We start from the raw sequence: 15376 nt of genomic DNA, 5'->3' as shown, positions 1-15376 counted from the left end.
TGCCGAGTGGTGGGGCAAGAGCCCTTTGGTTACTTTGGGGCTTTTCCAAAGTGACCCGCCGTAAGGGCGGAACCCATCCCAGCCATCACCCAATAACGGATATTCCCCCTCCCTCCGATCCCCCAACACCCGAGCAAACACCCCATCCACAGGACTGCGCAACGCGTGCCCCGGATGGCAGTCGTGTTTGAAGCATCCGCCGGCGCCTGATCGCAATGCTTCAGCCGCGATAACGCAGCGCTTCCACCAGCAACGCAAACGCCGGCGAGGCCTGGCGCCGGCTCGGGTAGTACAGGTGAAAGCCGGCAAACGGTGCGCACCAGTCATCCAACACCGCGATCAAGCGACCGTCCGCCAAGTACGGCGCCACCAAGTCTTGCGGAATGTAGCTCAGCCCAAAGCCATCCACGGCCGCCTTGAGTAACTGGTACACACCATTGAAAGTCACCTGGCCGGACACGCGCACATTCAGGCTTTCCGAGGCTTTGCGAAACTCCCATGCATACAAGCCGCCATTGGTAGGCAGGCGCAGGTTGTTGCATGCGTGGCCCGTGAGGTCGCGCGGCGTCGTCGGCCGTGGTCGGTTGGCAAAGTACGCCGGCGAACCCACGACGCGCATGCGCATGTCCGGCCCGATGCGGGTGGCGATCATGCCGTCGGCCACATCTTCGCCCAGGCGCACCCCGGCGTCGAAACCCTGGGCGGCGATGTCGACAAAGCCGTAGTCGCAGCAGACTTCGACGGCGATGTCGGGGTATTGCGCCAGAAACGGTTTGAGCACCGGCCAGAGGATGTGCTCCAGCGCATGGTCCATGGCGTTGATGCGAATCGTGCCGGAAGGCGTGTCGCGCAAATGGCTCAGGCCTTCCAGACCAATCTGGATTTCATCGAAGTGCGGCCCGACAGTGTCGATCAGGTGCTGACCGGCTTGTGTGGGTGACACGCTGCGCGTGGTGCGCGTGAGCAAGCGCAGCCCCAGACGGGCTTCGAGCGCCCGGATCGTATGGCTCAGCGCCGACTGTGACACCCCAAGTTTGGCCGCCGCCTTGGTAAAGCTGCGCGCACGCGCCACAGCCAGAAAGGCGAGCAGGTCATTGGCATTTTCCCTGAGCATTAGTGAGTCACTCTCATAAGTATATTCAGATTCTAGCGACTAATTATCTCAATGGCGTGCTGTTAGATTGAACCAACCCTTGAATTCAGCCGTTAAACAGGTGAACCCGCATGCTCAAACGCACACTCGGCAACAGCTCGCTTGAAGTCTCGGCCCTGGGCCTGGGCTGCATGGGCATGAGTTTCGGCTACGGCGCCCCGGCCGACGCCCCGCAGATGATCGCGCTGCTGCGCGGCGCGGTGGAGCAAGGCGTGACCTTCTTCGATACAGCCGAAGTCTACGGTCCGTTCACCAACGAGGCGTTGCTGGGCGAAGCGCTCGCGCCGTTGCGCGATCAGGTGGTGATCGCGACTAAATTCGGTTTCGCGCTCGACCCCTCCAGCAACGGGAAAGGGGCGGGCCTCAACAGCCGCCCCGAGCATATTCGCCTCGTAGCGGAAGCCTCGCTCAAACGCCTTAAAACCGATGTGATCGACCTGTTCTACCAACATCGGGTGGACCCCAACGTGCCCATCGAAGACGTGGCCGGTGCCGTGAAGGACTTGATCCAGGAAGGCAAGGTCAAGCATTTCGGGCTGTCGGAGGCGGGCGCCGCGACCATTCGCCGGGCTCACGCGGTGCAGCCGGTGACGGCCCTGCAAAGTGAATATTCGCTGTGGTGGCGCAAGCCTGAAACCGAAATCCTGCCATTGCTCGAAGAGCTGGGGATTGGCCTGGTGCCTTACAGCCCACTGGGCAAAGGGTTTCTGACCGGCAAATTCGACAGCCAAAGCACGTTTGACAGCAGTGATTTTCGCAGCAGCCTGCCACGTTTTACCCCGCAAGCCCTAAAGGCCAACCAGGCGCTGGTGGCGTTGTTGCGTGAGGTCGGGCAGCGCAAAAATGCCACGCCATCACAGATCGCCCTGGCCTGGTTGTTGGCGCAAAAGCCGTGGATTGTGCCGATTCCGGGCACCACCAAAGCCGCGCGTCTGAGCGAAAACCTGGGGGCGGTGCAACTGCAACTGAGTGCACAAGAGCTTCAGGACCTGGACGTGGCCGCGTCCAGCATTCAGGTGGAGGGCGAGCGCTATCCCGAAGCCCTGGAAAAGATGACCGGCCTATGAAAACCCTCGCCGCCGCAGCGCTGTCGCTGTCATTGCTTGCCCAAGAAACCCGCGCACAGGAGACCCCAATGCTCACCATCACCCCGAATGGCTCGCAACCTTCAGTCCAAGGCCCGGCCGACTGGTTCACCGGCACCGTGCGCGTCGACGCACCCTTCAAAGGCACCGACGCCGCGCGTGTCAGTGGTGCCACGGTGACCTTCGAACCGGGCGCACGCACCGCCTGGCATACCCATCCTTTGGGACAGACGTTGATCGTCACCGCCGGTGCCGGGCTGGTGCAGGAATGGGGCCAGCCGGTGCGTGCCATCCGCCCCGGCGACACCGTGTGGATCGCCCCCGGCGTCAAGCATTGGCATGGCGCCACGCCGACTACGGCAATGACCCATATCGCGATTGCCGAAGTACTGGATGGCAAGGTGGTGGATTGGTTGGAACAGGTCAGTGATGGGCAGTACGCTCCGGCGCTGTGAGGTTAAACCTGCTCTGCTTCACGCAACTGCACACTCATGTCATCACAGCTGCTCGCCCAGTCGCTCAGCCACTGCGGCATCGGCGGCGATTGCTCGGCCAAGCCCAGCTCCCGCACAACATCTGCCGGGGGCAGGGTGCCTTTGGCTGAGCGAAACAGCCCGCGCATCACCACCACGCCCACCACCCGACCCTTGCTGACGAAACGGTGCTCCATCAGGCTCCACTTGTGGTCCCAGCCGAGCATTCGGGTGTGCACCTCGAAGACTTCGAACAACTTCAGTTCGCGGCGAAACTTGCCCCAGGTATCGCCCACGACCGGCAGCGCCTTGTTACGCAAGGCCACGCGAAATGCGCCGGTACGCAGTACAAAATCCATCCGCGCCACATCGGCCAGGGAGAAATACCGGCCATTGGTGACATGCTGGTTCAAATCCAGGTCCAGGGGCCACACGCGCATGCGCACCACCGTGGTCTCCAGACCATGGGCCGGTTTGCGCCAGGGGCGACGGGACAGCATGTACAGCAATCGAAACCAGAGATTCATAAACGCGCCAGACAGTTGATCAGTGGCAGCACTGTACGGGCGAGGAATCGGCTAAGGTAGGTGCGTAAATGACTTATTACATGCGAAAAGCGCAAACAGGTTCCTTTATGCACGTCACTTTACTCCTGGCCGATCAATGCTCCGCCGCCAGCGCCACCCTGGCGCTGGAGATGCTCAGCGCGGCCAACCTGTTTGCCGAGCGCGCGCCCTTCGAGATCGTCGTCGCGTCCCTGAATGGCCAGGCCGTGGACGCCTGGGGCGGGCAGCGTTTACAGGTGATGTGCTCGGCTGCCCAGGTTCTTCAAACCGACCTGATTCTGATCCCCGGCTTCCTTTTTACCCTCAAAGAGGCCTTGCCGAGCTTTCCCGCCTACGGGCCCTGGTTGCGCCAACAGCACGCCCAAGGGGCAGTGCTGGCGTCGATGTGCACGGCGGCGTTTCTGCTGGCCGAGACCGGCATGTTGCAGGGCCTGCGCGCCACCACCCACTGGGCGTTTGCCGAGTTTTTCCGGCGCCGTTACGCAGACGTGGTGCTGGATGATACGCAGATCCTCTGCGAAGAAAACCGCGTGATCACCTGCGGTGGCGCCAGTGCCGCGATGGACCTGATGTTGCACCTGATCCGCCGTTTCGGTTCACCGGAGCTGGCGCATACCTGCGGCAAGTACTTGTTGATCGACAACGTGCGCACCGAACAGTCGGTGTACGCCATGTGGTCGTTGCCCAAGAGCCACGGCGACGGCGAGGTCCTGCGGGTGCAACATTGGCTGGAGCAACAGTTTGCCCAGCCGTTGGTCATCGATGACGTGGCCCGGCGCTTCGGTTTTGGCGTGCGTAATTTCAAGCGGCGGTTCAAGGAAGCGACGGGGTATACGCCTATCGCCTATGTGCAAACCCTGCGCCTGGAGCGCGCCAAGCAGATGCTGGAGTCAACGCGCATGACCCTCGAAAGCATCACCTACGCGGTAGGGTATGAAGACAGCAATTCGTTTCGCCGCCTGTTCCAGCAGCGCGTGGGGATGCTCCCGGCGGCGTATCGCAAGAAATTCCTCGCCACCGCCGGCTGATTCAGCGCCGCAGCTGCGCTTCACCTTCGATGCATGCCACCAGAAACTCCATCACCACCTTTACCGACGGCGAGCGACGCATATCCGGGTACACCGTCAGCCAGATATCACGGACCGGCCCGTCGCCGGGCGTCGGCAACCTGGCCAGCAGCGGATCGTGGTCGCCCACCAATGTTGGCAACACCACTGCGCCGACGTGCGCGCGTGCGGCCATCTGTTGAGTGATCAGCTCGCTGGCCGCAAACACGATCGGGCGGTGGCCGCGCAGTTGGTGCAGCCATGCCTGTTGCGGCAAGTGATCACGGCTGCTGTCGTAGGCGATGAAGGTCCATTGGGCGGCAGGCAGCTGCGTGAACCCGGGCGCGCCATAAAGACCGAAGCGCACCAAGCCGACCTTGCGGCGCACCAGCGCCTCTTCGTCGGGGCGCACCGTGCGCAGCGCGATATCGGCCTCGCCCTTGTCGAGCGCAGCCAGTTGAGTGGACGGTATCAGCACCAGATTCAGCTGCGGGTACTGGGCCCGCAACCGCGCTATGTGAGGCGCAATGCAGTGGTTGGCGATGGACGGCGGACAGCTGACCCGCACCGTCCCGGCCAGTTCGATGGAGGCTACCCGCGACAGGCGCAGCACGTCGGTGGCCATCTCGCCCATGCCCGCGGCCAGCTCGGCCAGCGCCAGGCCTTGAGCCGTGAGTGGCCGGCTGCGTGGCAAGCGGTCTACCAGTTTAACGCCGAGGGCTTTTTCCAGCGCATCGACGCGGCGCCCGACGGTGGCGTGTTCCACCTGCAACTCGCGGGCGGCCGCCGACAGCGACTGGGTGCGGGCCAGAACGGTGAAGTAATACAGATCCTGCCAATCGAACATCGGGTTATTTCCGCACAGAGGCTGGGAGGTGTTGGGGAATATTCCTACCGAGCGTGCCCTTTTACCATGGCCGCTTCCCAGTGCACACGGAGTTGTTCCCCGATGAAAGCCATCACCCTGCAAGCCTACGGCGGTCCCGAAGTCGCCCAATTGCACCACGACGTTGAAAAACCCCAGGCCACACCGGGCCATGTGCTGGTCAAGGTGGCCTGCGCCGGGATCAATTTCATGGACATTCATACCCGCCAGGGCAAATACGCACACTCTTCGACGTACCCGGTGCGCCTGCCGTGCACCTTGGGCATGGAAGGCGCCGGCGTGGTGGTTGAAGTCGGTCCGGGCGTCAGCCACCTGGCTGTGGGCGACCGCGTGGCCTGGTGCATCGCCTGGGGCGCGTATGCCGAGTATGCGAATGTGCCTGTCGAGAAAATTGCGCAGATCCCGAGCGCAATCAGCTTCGATCAGGCCGCTGCGGCGATGTTTCAGGGCTGCACCGCGCACTACCTGATTGACGATGTGGCCCGTTTGCAGGCGGGCAGTACCTGCCTGGTTCATGCCGCGTCCGGCAGCATCGGCCAATTGCTGGTGCAGATGGCGCGTCGGTTGGGGGCAACGGTATTGACCACCGCCAGCACCGTCGACAAATGTGCGATTGCCTTGCAGCAGGGCGCCCATCAAGCCTGGACCTATGACCGATTTGCCGATCAGGTACGGCAAGCCACGGGCGGGCGAGGGGTGGATGTGGTGTTTGATTGCGTCGGCAAAAACACCTTGCGTGAGAGTTTTCGCGCCTGTCGCACGCGCGGTTTGATTGTCAACTACGGCAATGTCTCGGGCTCGCTGACAGACCTGGACCCGATGGAATTGGGGGAGGCGGGCTCGTTGTTCCTGACGCGCCCACGGCTGGCTGACCACATGGCCGATGGCGCGACTGTGCAACGGCGTGCCAACGCCGTGTTCGCGGCAATGTTGGAAGGGACGCTGACAGTGGACATCGAAGGGCATTACAGCCTGGAGACGGTGCAGCAGGTCCATGCACGTATCGAGGCACGTCAGCAGATCGGCAAGGCGGTATTGTGGGTGGACCGCGACCTGCATTAACCGCAGGCGAAAAAAAACCGGCTGATCAGGCCGGTTTGGGGTGCCCCGCAAACAGTGCGAGGTTACGCGTTGTGCCCTTGCAGACGATCCGCACCGCCTTCAGCCAGACCGCGTTCCTGCAGGCGATCCGCACCGCCTTCAGCCAGGCCACGTTCCTGCAGACGATCCGCACCGCCTTCAGCCAGACCACGTTCCTGCAAGCGATCCGCACCGCCTTCAGCCAGGCCACTTTCCTGCAGACGATCCGCACCGCCTTCAGCCAGACCGCGTTCCTGCAGACGATCCGCACCGCCTTCAGCCAGGCCACGTTGCTGCAAGCGATCCGCACCGCCTTCAGCCAGACCGCGTTCCTGCAGGCGATCCGCACCGCCTTCAGCAACACGACGGTCCAGCAGACGGTCAGAACCGCCTTCGGCTACGGAGTTACCTTGCAGGCGATCCGCGCCACCTTCAGCGACAACCGGGTGAGCAAAAGCGTTTGCAGCGAGTACCGAGAAAGCGAGGCTAAGCAAGAGTTGGCGTTTCATGGTGGTGTGCTCCGAGTGTTCTAGTTGGGTGCCGTTTGGCATGGGTTTGATGTTACGCGTTGGTTTTTTTAAGAGAACTTCATTGAGCTGATGGTGACTATCGATGCCAGCGATGACCCGTTTTGGGGCGGGTCATCGCGGTGACGGTCAAGGCATCTGCGGCCGGTCCTGAGGGCGCAGGTCGAACACCAGCACCTCGGCATCCTCGCCGTGGCTCAGGTTGATCTGCCGTTCATCCCGCACGCGGGCACCGTCGCCTTCCTGCAAGCGCTGGCCGTTGACTTCAACGCTGCCGCGGGCCACATGGATGTACACATGGCGATCCGGCGGCACGTCCAGCGTCGCGGCTTCGTCGCCGTCGAACAGCCCGGCATACACCCGCGCATCCTGGCGCACATTCAGCGAACCCTCGGCACCTTCCGGCGAGATGATCAATTGCAAGCGCCCACGTTTCTGCGCCTCGCTGAAGTGTTCCTGTTGATAGCGCGGCTCGGCGCCGACCACATTCGGCACGATCCAGATCTGCAGGAAGTGCACGCCCTGGCGTTGGCTATGGTTGAACTCACTGTGCGCTACGCCGCTGCCGGCGCTCATCAACTGCACATCGCCAGGGCGAATCACCGAGCCGGTGCCCAGGGTGTCCTTGTGTTCCAGGGCGCCTTCGAGCACGTAGGAGAAAATCTCCATGTCGCGGTGCGGGTGCTGGCCGAAGCCTTTGCCGGCGGCAACGCGGTCATCGTTGATTACCAGCAGGTCAGAAAAACCCTGCTCGGCCGGGTTCCAGTAATTGGCGAACGAGAAGGTGTGAAACGACTTCAACCAACCGTGATTGGCGGCGCCGCGGTCCGAAGCTTTGCGAAGGGTCAGCATGGTCTTGTCCTCAAGTGAGAGCGGGCTGCGTCATGCAGGGCTCTTGCGTTGAGAAGAAGGTTAATGGTTAGCGTGGAATTCATTAAGAAGCTGAAACTTGAATAACTGTCTCTATCAAGTTGACAGTAAAAGGCATGCCATAATGGCGCCTCGACTTCCTTCTCGATGGACTTTCTCTGCATGAAAACCGTGGCCATGGCGCTGTTTCCGGACTTTTTGCTGCTCGATATGGCCGGTCCACTCGAAGTGTTTTCCATCGCCAATCGCTACCTGCCGGCGAACGCTCACTATCAGATACTGACCATTGGCACCGAACCTGGGCTGCTGCGCGCCTCCAATGGTGTGCAGGTGCAACCCGACCTGTTATTGGCGCAGGCTCACGACGCCTATGACCTGTTGCTGGTGCCGGGCGGCCCCGGTGCCTATAACGAGTGCCATCCTGCGCTGTTGCCCTGGCTCAAGGCCGCCGCACCCAGGGCGCGACGCTTTGGCTCGATCTGCACCGGTGCCTTTGTGCTGGGGCATGCCGGACTGCTCGACGGCCACCGCGTGACCACCCACTGGCATTACACCGAACGCCTGATCAAGGGCTTCCCCAAGGCTATCGTCGAGACCGATCGTATCTATTTGCAGGATGGCCGCTTGATCACCTCCGGCGGGGTGACCGCCGGTATCGACCTGGCGCTGTCGGTCGTCGCCCAGGACCATGGCAAACAGGTGGCGGTGGACGTGGCCAAGGTGTTGCTGGTGGTGATGAAACGCCAGGGCGGCCAGGCCCAGTTCAGCCCGATGACGGCGGCTGTGGCGCCGTTGGAAACGGCGATTACCCGTGTGCAGAACCAGGTGCTGGCGCAGTTGGACCAGCCCTTTACCATCGACTCAATGGCCGCGTTGGCGGGCATGAGCGCGCGGCACTTCACGCGGCTGTTTGCCAAGGAGGTGCAGATGACGCCCATGGCTTTCCTGCAAGGCGCGCGCATCGACCGCGCCCGGCAGTTGCTGGAAACCACCGACCTGCCACTCAAGACCGTGGCGTTTCGCGCAGGGTTTGGCAGCGTGCGGCATATGCGTTTTCTATTCAGTGAAAAGCTCGGCCTGAACCCTACGCAATACCGACAACAGTTCAGTTAACGACAGGATGTCTGTTTCGCGCACCTGATTGGCCGTGGCGCTCCCCGTGCCAGCATTGTCCTGTCATGGCGAGCTGGCAAGATAGCCACAGGCCCATGGAAAAGGATGCGCAAACGCCCAAGGCCGGGTGTTCCAGCGCTTTGACCCGCATGCACAACCCACACGCAGTCAGCTTTGGCCCCTACACCTTTCACCGCCAACAGCGCCTGGTCAGCAAGGCAGGCCTGCCGGTGCCGCTGGGTGGGCGTGCGCTGGATATCCTCGCGGTACTGCTGGAGACGCCTGGGCAATTTGTGCGCAAAGACACGCTGATTGCGCGGGTCTGGCCGCGAAGCGTGGTGGAAGAGAACAACCTGCGCGTGCACATCGCGGCCCTGCGCCGTGCGCTGGACGGGCAGCGCTATATCCTCAATGAACCCTTGCGTGGCTACTGCTTTGTTGCGCCGTCCAGCGCCGCATCGGCGCTGCCCTGGCACAATCTGGCCGTGCGACTCAGCCCGGTGTTGGGCCGTGATCAGCTGTTGGGCACATTGGTGCGGCGCTTGTACAGCCAACGCCTGATCATGCTCACCGGCTGCGCCGGCGTGGGCAAGAGCACCGTGGCCCTGGCCCTGGCTGAACGCGTGTTGCCGCGTCATCGCGACGGCGTGTGCTGGGTGGATCTGGCAGCGGTGCAGGGGCCGACCCACATGCTGTCTCATCTGGCCGCAACGCTGAACCTGCAACCCTGTGGCAGCGCCAACGCACTGGCCGAGCAGTTGGCGCCGCGCCAGCTGTTACTGGTACTTGACGGCGCCGATCTGCTGCTCGGCGCCTGCCGCCACCTGGTGCGCACGTTGCAGGCACACGCGCCGCAGGTGACGGTGGTGTTGACCAGTCGTGAAGCCTTGCAGGTGCCCGGCGAATGGGTGCAACACGTGCCCAGGCTGGCGCTGCCGATGCCCTCGGCCTGGCGCGGTGTCGAACAGGCGATGGCCGCTGCGGCGGTTCAGTTATTTGTCGCACGGGTGCGTGCCGGTCAGCAGGGCTTTGTGCTGCGTGCCCAGGATTTGGCGCCACTGCGCGATATTTGCCGGCGCCTCGACGGTATTCCCCTGGCCCTGGAACTGGCGGCGGCCCAGGTCGATGCCCTGGGCATACGGGGTGTGCACGAGCAGTTGCAACAAGGCTTGCAGGTGTTGACGCGCGGCAGGCGCACGGCGGTGGAACGGCATCAATCCCTGATCGCGGCTCTGGACTGGTCGTATCAGCGCCTGAGCCTGCCGCAGCGTTGGCTGTTCCTGCAGTTGGCGCTGTTCAAAATGGCCGTGACCTTGCCGCGCTTGAGCGAGCTGGTGGCAGGCACCGAGCTGGAACACGCCGACTTGTCCTACCTGCTGTCGCGTCTGGCGGCCACCTCGATGCTGGCGGTGGAACCGGGCCCCGGCCCTGCGCGTTACCGGCTGCTCAACAGCGTGCGCAGCTACGCCCTGGCGCTACTGCGCGACCCGGTGCAAGTCGCGCAGTTGCAAAAGGGGTATGGGCATTACCTGGGCTGCAGTTCAGGCCGGCCGTTTGTCCTGCAACTCGTCGAGCAGGCGGCGTACACAGACTAGGTCGTGGGTGGCAAAGCCTTCGTTGAATTGCGTGTAGAGGGCGTTCAACAGGTCGCGCGCCGCCTGCCGCCGTCCTTGGCTCTGCCATAGGCTTGCCAGCGACGTTGCGCTGCGTAACTCCCAGGCCAGCGCACCTTGCTGATGCGCCAGGGCCAGCGCCTCCAGCAGCAGCGTTTCGCGCGCGTGAAGGTCGGGTAACGACTCGGCTCGCACGCGCAGAATCTCGGCGCTGCACCAACCGGCCGCGCCACTTCTGGCGCGTTCAAACACTTCATCATCTACGTCGATGGCGTTGAACGTCACCAGCGTGTCCCGGACCAGGCCCAGCCCTTGCAAACCCGCCTGCGGCGCCGTGCCCGCGTAGTGCTGCGCCCAGGTATGAAACAGCTGCACCGAGTGTTTTTGTGCCTGTTGCAGCAACAGGTCGAGCAACGAGCGCGCCGCGGCGGTATCGCCGTTGTAGCGGGCGATCACCACGCCGGCCAGGGCCAGCGTGTAGCAGATCGAGGTGCCGTGGTTGATCTGCAGCGCCAGCTCCAGCGCCTGGTTGGCGGTGCGCCAGGCACGCTCCGCAAAACCCCGTAGCCACAGGGTGCGCGCAAGCATTGTCAACGACGCCACACTCTGGTCGTATTGCACGCCAAAGCCATGGGTGAACCGATTGAGATGGCCGCTGTGGGCCATGCGCTGGATCACTTGTTCGGCGTTGTGCAGCGCCAGTGCCTGGTTGCCGGCAAAGTGCTGCGCCAACACCCGCAGGCGCTGGGCGCTGAGGTCCAGCAATGGCTCGGATTGTGGGCCGAGCTGATCGAAGTGCAGGCTCTGTGCCAACGCCTCACGGTAATTGCCGCTGCACAAATTGACCGCCATATGGCCCGACACCGCCCGTAGCTGGCCGGTGAGGTCGTTGCTCGCTTGTGCCAGGCGCAGCGCGCCGGCAAAGGCTTGAATGGTCTGTGGCGTGCTGCCCTGGGCGTGGTAGGAGAAACTGCCCAGCGCCAGCTGCAATTCCATCTGCAGGCGTTGGCTCGGCGCGGTTGACTGCGCCAGCCGCGTCAGGGCCTTGCCCACGTACAGCCCATGCTCGTGCAGCAGCGACAGTTCCTGCCACAACGGCATCGCACTCACCGTGAGGCGAATACCCAGCAGGTGCGCACCCATCTCGCCCAGGCACCAATCGAGGGCGGCGCGGATGTCTTCGCGTAGCGGGGCATAGCGGCTGATCCACGCCTGGGTCGCGATCAGTTCCCAGTCCTCCCGGGCCTGTTCCATCAGCGCCAGGCAGCGTGCCGCGTGGCGCTCGCGGGTGGCCTCAAGCTCCGCGGCCACGCTGAGTTTTTCCAGCGCGTAGGTGCGGGTGATGTCGAGCAAGCGATAGACCACATCGTCATCGCCAGCCTCGACGTTGAGCAGCGACTTGGCCACCAATTGGGTGATCGAGCCCAGCACCTCGTTTGGCGCGATCCGCTCCCCGGCGATCACCGCCGCTGCGCTGGCCAGGCTGAACCCGCCACGAAACACGGCCAGGCGCCGCAGGCAAATCTGCTCGCAGGCCGTCAGCAGCTCGAAACTCCAGTCCAGCGTGGCGCGCAGAGTTTGCTGACGGGGCAGGGCGCTGCGCCGGCCACGCACCAGCAGGCGAAAGTTGTCTTCCATCTGCACCAGCAGCCCCGGCAGGCCGAAGCGCTGGATCTGCGCCGCCACCAACTCGATCGCCAGGGGAATGCCGTCCAGGCGCTGGCAGATATCAATGGCCAGCGGCAATTGCGCTTCGCTGAGTTCAAAACGGTCTTGATGGGACATGGCGCGTTCGATCAGCAACTGCAACGCCGGGTAGCCGAGGGCCTGGGCACGGTTGCCGGTGGCAGGCGGGCAGGCCAGCGGCTCGAGGCGCTGCACGTATTCGCCCTCGGCCCGCAGCGCTTCGCGGCTGGTGGCCAGGATGTGCATGTGGGGCGCGTGGCGCAGCAGGGTTTCGCTGATCAGGGCGATGTCGTCGAGCAGGTGTTCGCAATTGTCGATCACCAGCAACAGCTGACGCGCGTGCAGGCTGCGGGCGAAGGTCAGCAGCGGTGCATGCGCTTGGGGCGTGAGGTCGAGCAGCGCGGCGAGGTTGGGCAGGATCATCGACGGCGCGCTCAGCGGTGCCAGGTCCAGCAGGCGAATGCCGTCGCGGTAATGCCCGATCAGCAATTCGGCCACGCGCAGCGCCACGGTGGTCTTGCCGATGCCGCCTGCGCCGGTCAGGGTGATAAAGCGTTGCTGCGGCAGTTGCTGCACCAATGCATCAATCAGCGCCTGGCGACCGATCATGCGCGTGCGCCGCAGTGGCAGGTTATGGCCCTGGCTGTGGGGCAGGCCGTCGGCAGGAATCGTCATCGGTTCGATGCTCAGTGGCGCAACAAAACTGTAGCCGCGCTGGGCCACGGTGACGATGTAGCGCTGCCCGGCCTGGCCATCGCCGAGTGCCTTGCGCAACGCCGCCATGTGCACCCGCAGGTTGCCGTCTTCCACCACCGTTTTCGGCCAGACCCGCGCGATCAATTCCTGCTTGCTCACCACATTGCCGGCCTGCTCCAGCAGGATCAGCAAAATCTCCACCGCACGCCGTCCCAGGCGCAACGGGCGACCGGCCTCCAGCACCAGGCGTTGGCGCGGGTGGATGCAGTAGGGGCCGAAATGCACGGCCTGGTCGCTGAGGTCACTCATGGTGGCCCATGCTCGGGAAAAAGGGTTCGGCCAGCATATTCCAGGTGCGTACAGACCACTAGGCCGCAATCACTTGCGGCTTGTGACGTAAATGGTGGTTTCGCCAGGTCATCGGGTTGACGCCTTCGCTGCGCGTGAACATGTGGCAGAAGTGCGCCTGGTCGCAAAACCCGCATTCCAGGCTGATTTGCGTGAGGCTCAAGGAAGAGCCGGTGATCAGTTCCTTGGCTCGCTGGATACGCTGTTGGCGAATCCACTCCTGCGGCGACAGCCCGGTGGTGCACTTGAAGGCGCGGGAGAAGTGGCTGCGCGACAGCGCGCAAGCCTGCGCCAGGTCGGCAATTGCCAGGCTTTCGCCGAGGTTGGCAAGGATCAGTTGTTTGGCAATGCGCTCGCGTCGGGGGCATAGGCCGCCGGTCGCGGAGAAGCGCGGAGCACAGTACTCAAGTCGGGCCATGACAAATATCCGTAGTCGATGGGAGCGTTCCCGGTGAATGGATCCAGTGTAGACCGCTTCATTTTTGGCGCCGGACCGTCTGGCTGACGAGTTAATCGTTGTTAATTTCGCCAGGTCAGGGCGCGGAAAAGACAGCACAGGCGTGCAATCGCCGCATGGCGGTATCTGCTTATCTGGCGGCCTGGAAACCGTTTGGAAGCCGCCATGAACCGCAATGACTTGCGCCGCGTCGACATGAACCTGCTGGTGATTTTCGAAGCATTGATGTTCGAGAAGAACCTGACCCGGGTTGCCGAGAAGCTCTTTATGGGCCAGCCGGCGGTGAGTGCGGCGCTTGGGCGCTTGCGGGATTTGTTCGACGACCCGTTGCTGCTGCGCAATGGGCGGGGCATGGAGCCCACGCCACGGGCGCTGGCGATACTCAAGGAGTTGCAACCGGCCATGGACACCATTTCCGGCGCGGTCAGCCGTGCCAAGGATTTTGACCCTTCCACCAGCTGCGCGGTGTTTCGTATTGGTTTGTCGGATGATGCGGAGTTCGGGTTGTTTCCGCCGCTGCTCAGTCAACTGCGTGAGGAGGCGCCGGGGATTATCGTGGTGGTGCGTCGGGCCAACTACCTGCTGATGTCGGCGTTGTTGGCCAGCGGGGAGATTTCGGTGGGGGTGAGTTACACCACGGAATTGCCGGCGAATGCCAAGCGCAAGAAGCTACGGGATATTCCATGCAAGGTGCTGCGTGGGGATGACGGGGAAGCGCCGCTGACCCTGGATGATTATTGCGAGCGGCCGCATGCGATGGTGTCGTTTTCGGGGGATTTGAGCGGCAATATCGACCTGGACCTGGCGCGGATCGGCCGGGCGCGCCGGGTGGTGTTGGCGGTGCCGCAATTCAGTGGGTTGCGGGCGTTGTTGGCGGGCACGCGGATTATTGCGACGGTGCCGGATTATGCGGCTTGTGCGTTGACTGAGGGGACGGTGTTACGGGCGCAGGATCCGCCGTTTGAGATTGAGGCGGCGGAGTTGTCGATGGTTTGGAGTGGGGTGCATGATAATGACCCGGCGGAGCGGTGGCTGCGGTCGCGTATCAGTGAGCATATGTCGCGGGCGGTTTAGGCGTGGCGGCCTCTGGGCCGACCAGGTTGGGTGGGTTGGTGGGTTGGGTTGGGTTGGGTGCATATCCGTTGCTGCGGTCACGGCCACTTAGGGTTCCGCTCTTACAGCGGGTCACTTTTGGCAAACGCCCCAAAAGTAACCAAAAGGTCTTTGCCCCACCACTCGGTGCCTCGCCTAGGCTCGGCATGCCCTCACTCCGGCTTGAATCCGTGGGCCGCCGCGACGGGCCATCCATGGCCCAACGCGGCTAACCCGGCGTCCTGCCGGGTTACCCACGGATTCAAGCCTGCGTTCGGCCAGCGTGGTTGACGGGGCCTGTCAGATCAAAAGCAAGATCAAAAGCAAAAGCACGGCGGCCTGGTAGCCGACCTGAGTGGTAGAAGCAAAAGCACAGCAGAAACAGATCAACACCACATCAACCTGATACACAGAGATCCAAAATGTGGGAGCGGGCTTGCTCGCGAAGGCGGTGGGTCAGTTAGCTCATGTGTCACTGACCCAACGCTTTCGCGAGCAAGCCCGCTCCCACAAGTTGACCGAGTTCAGCCGCCAGCACCGCAGTGCATTGCTTTTGCTTTTCTGTGGGAGCTGGCTTGCCTGCGATGCAGACACCTCGGTGTATCAGGCACAACCAGTAGATGCCATCGCAGGCAAGCCAGCTCCCACCTTTGATTGAGTTCAGCCTTCAAGATCAGGTCGGCTC

The 15376-nt window shown here is 63.0% G+C and carries 14 protein-coding genes; 7 read left to right on the top strand and 7 right to left on the bottom strand.

Annotation, left to right across the window (positions count from 1 at the left end):
• Positions 1-220 precede the first annotated feature (220 nt).
• A complete protein-coding gene (locus tag AACV02_RS16635) occupies positions 221-1114 on the bottom strand; it encodes a LysR family transcriptional regulator (protein WP_106580731.1) in 894 nt (297 codons plus the stop codon).
• A 110-nt stretch (positions 1115-1224) separates the two neighbouring features.
• Between AACV02_RS16635 and AACV02_RS16630 the strand changes: the two genes are divergently transcribed.
• Entirely contained in the window at positions 1225-2220 is a 996-nt protein-coding gene (locus tag AACV02_RS16630) for an aldo/keto reductase (RefSeq protein ID WP_119735790.1), read from the top strand.
• Positions 2217-2693, top strand: coding sequence for a (R)-mandelonitrile lyase (locus AACV02_RS16625; protein WP_119735788.1), 477 nt, complete (start codon positions 2217-2219; stop codon positions 2691-2693). The genes AACV02_RS16630 and AACV02_RS16625 overlap by 4 nt, the downstream gene beginning before the upstream one ends.
• A gap of 2 nt (positions 2694-2695) precedes the next feature.
• On the opposite strand, the gene AACV02_RS16620 is transcribed toward AACV02_RS16625, so the two are convergent.
• Complete coding sequence (locus tag AACV02_RS16620) at positions 2696-3238, bottom strand: acyl-CoA thioesterase (protein WP_119735786.1); 543 nt, start codon at positions 3236-3238, stop codon at positions 2696-2698.
• A 107-nt stretch (positions 3239-3345) separates the two neighbouring features.
• Here AACV02_RS16620 and AACV02_RS16615 point away from each other — a divergent pair, with 107 nt between their 5' ends.
• A complete protein-coding gene (locus AACV02_RS16615) occupies positions 3346-4305 on the top strand; it encodes a GlxA family transcriptional regulator (RefSeq protein ID WP_119735868.1) in 960 nt (319 codons plus the stop codon).
• 1 nt (position 4306) lies between these two features.
• Here AACV02_RS16615 and AACV02_RS16610 read toward each other — a convergent pair whose 3' ends face one another.
• On the bottom strand, positions 4307-5170 hold the full coding sequence (locus tag AACV02_RS16610; RefSeq protein ID WP_119735784.1) for a LysR family transcriptional regulator: 864 nt from the start codon (positions 5168-5170) through the stop codon (positions 4307-4309).
• A 102-nt stretch (positions 5171-5272) separates the two neighbouring features.
• Here AACV02_RS16610 and AACV02_RS16605 point away from each other — a divergent pair, with 102 nt between their 5' ends.
• A complete protein-coding gene (locus AACV02_RS16605; protein ID WP_119735782.1) occupies positions 5273-6271 on the top strand; it encodes a quinone oxidoreductase family protein in 999 nt (332 codons plus the stop codon).
• Positions 6272-6333: 62 nt separating this feature from the next.
• Here the strand turns inward: AACV02_RS16605 and AACV02_RS16600 are convergent, their stop codons facing one another.
• Together AACV02_RS16600 and AACV02_RS16595 are read right to left on the bottom strand one after the other, a co-directional pair.
• Positions 6334-6798 carry a hypothetical protein gene (locus AACV02_RS16600; RefSeq protein WP_119735780.1) on the bottom strand — a complete coding sequence of 155 codons (465 nt, stop codon included), beginning with the start codon at positions 6796-6798 and terminating at the stop codon, positions 6334-6336.
• Positions 6799-6945: 147 nt separating this feature from the next.
• A complete protein-coding gene (locus AACV02_RS16595; protein ID WP_119735778.1) occupies positions 6946-7668 on the bottom strand; it encodes a pirin family protein in 723 nt (240 codons plus the stop codon).
• A gap of 180 nt (positions 7669-7848) precedes the next feature.
• On the opposite strand from AACV02_RS16595, the gene AACV02_RS16590 reads away from it, so the two are divergent.
• Together AACV02_RS16590 and AACV02_RS16585 are read left to right on the top strand one after the other, a co-directional pair.
• On the top strand, positions 7849-8799 hold the full coding sequence (locus AACV02_RS16590; protein ID WP_106580723.1) for a GlxA family transcriptional regulator: 951 nt from the start codon (positions 7849-7851) through the stop codon (positions 8797-8799).
• A gap of 95 nt (positions 8800-8894) precedes the next feature.
• Positions 8895-10394 carry an ATP-binding protein gene (locus AACV02_RS16585; RefSeq protein ID WP_119735775.1) on the top strand — a complete coding sequence of 500 codons (1500 nt, stop codon included), beginning with the start codon at positions 8895-8897 and terminating at the stop codon, positions 10392-10394.
• Here the strand turns inward: AACV02_RS16585 and AACV02_RS16580 are convergent.
• Entirely contained in the window at positions 10341-13103 is a 2763-nt protein-coding gene (locus AACV02_RS16580) for an ATP-binding protein (protein WP_119735773.1), read from the bottom strand. The two genes, AACV02_RS16585 and AACV02_RS16580, sit on opposite strands and share 54 nt — an antisense overlap.
• 58 nt (positions 13104-13161) lie before the next feature.
• On the bottom strand, positions 13162-13560 hold the full coding sequence (locus tag AACV02_RS16575; RefSeq protein WP_106580720.1) for a helix-turn-helix domain-containing protein: 399 nt from the start codon (positions 13558-13560) through the stop codon (positions 13162-13164).
• Between the two features lie 204 nt (positions 13561-13764).
• Here AACV02_RS16575 and AACV02_RS16570 point away from each other — a divergent pair, with 204 nt between their 5' ends.
• Positions 13765-14673, top strand: coding sequence for a LysR family transcriptional regulator (locus AACV02_RS16570; protein ID WP_106580719.1), 909 nt, complete (start codon positions 13765-13767; stop codon positions 14671-14673).
• Positions 14674-15376: the final 703 nt, after the last annotated feature.

The organism is Pseudomonas sp. Larv2_ips (assembly GCF_963879675.1).
GTDB lineage: Bacteria > Pseudomonadota > Gammaproteobacteria > Pseudomonadales > Pseudomonadaceae > Aquipseudomonas.
This window is presented reverse-complemented; position numbering and strand designations above follow the sequence as displayed.

Excerpts from the sequence above, each read along its gene's own strand:
- AACV02_RS16635 (WP_106580731.1), bottom strand. The coding sequence starts at position 1,114 with ATGCTCAGGGAAAATGCCAATGACCTGCTCGCCTTTCTGGCTGTGGCG.
- AACV02_RS16630 (WP_119735790.1), top strand. The coding sequence starts at position 1,225 with ATGCTCAAACGCACACTCGGCAACAGCTCGCTTGAAGTCTCGGCCCTG.
- AACV02_RS16625 (WP_119735788.1), top strand. The coding sequence starts at position 2,217 with ATGAAAACCCTCGCCGCCGCAGCGCTGTCGCTGTCATTGCTTGCCCAA.
- AACV02_RS16620 (WP_119735786.1), bottom strand. The coding sequence starts at position 3,238 with ATGAATCTCTGGTTTCGATTGCTGTACATGCTGTCCCGTCGCCCCTGG.
- AACV02_RS16615 (WP_119735868.1), top strand. The coding sequence starts at position 3,346 with ATGCACGTCACTTTACTCCTGGCCGATCAATGCTCCGCCGCCAGCGCC.
- AACV02_RS16610 (WP_119735784.1), bottom strand. The coding sequence starts at position 5,170 with ATGTTCGATTGGCAGGATCTGTATTACTTCACCGTTCTGGCCCGCACC.
- AACV02_RS16605 (WP_119735782.1), top strand. The coding sequence starts at position 5,273 with ATGAAAGCCATCACCCTGCAAGCCTACGGCGGTCCCGAAGTCGCCCAA.
- AACV02_RS16600 (WP_119735780.1), bottom strand. The coding sequence starts at position 6,798 with ATGAAACGCCAACTCTTGCTTAGCCTCGCTTTCTCGGTACTCGCTGCA.
- AACV02_RS16595 (WP_119735778.1), bottom strand. The coding sequence starts at position 7,668 with ATGCTGACCCTTCGCAAAGCTTCGGACCGCGGCGCCGCCAATCACGGT.
- AACV02_RS16590 (WP_106580723.1), top strand. The coding sequence starts at position 7,849 with ATGAAAACCGTGGCCATGGCGCTGTTTCCGGACTTTTTGCTGCTCGAT.
- AACV02_RS16585 (WP_119735775.1), top strand. The coding sequence starts at position 8,895 with ATGGAAAAGGATGCGCAAACGCCCAAGGCCGGGTGTTCCAGCGCTTTG.
- AACV02_RS16580 (WP_119735773.1), bottom strand. The coding sequence starts at position 13,103 with ATGAGTGACCTCAGCGACCAGGCCGTGCATTTCGGCCCCTACTGCATC.
- AACV02_RS16575 (WP_106580720.1), bottom strand. The coding sequence starts at position 13,560 with ATGGCCCGACTTGAGTACTGTGCTCCGCGCTTCTCCGCGACCGGCGGC.
- AACV02_RS16570 (WP_106580719.1), top strand. The coding sequence starts at position 13,765 with ATGAACCGCAATGACTTGCGCCGCGTCGACATGAACCTGCTGGTGATT.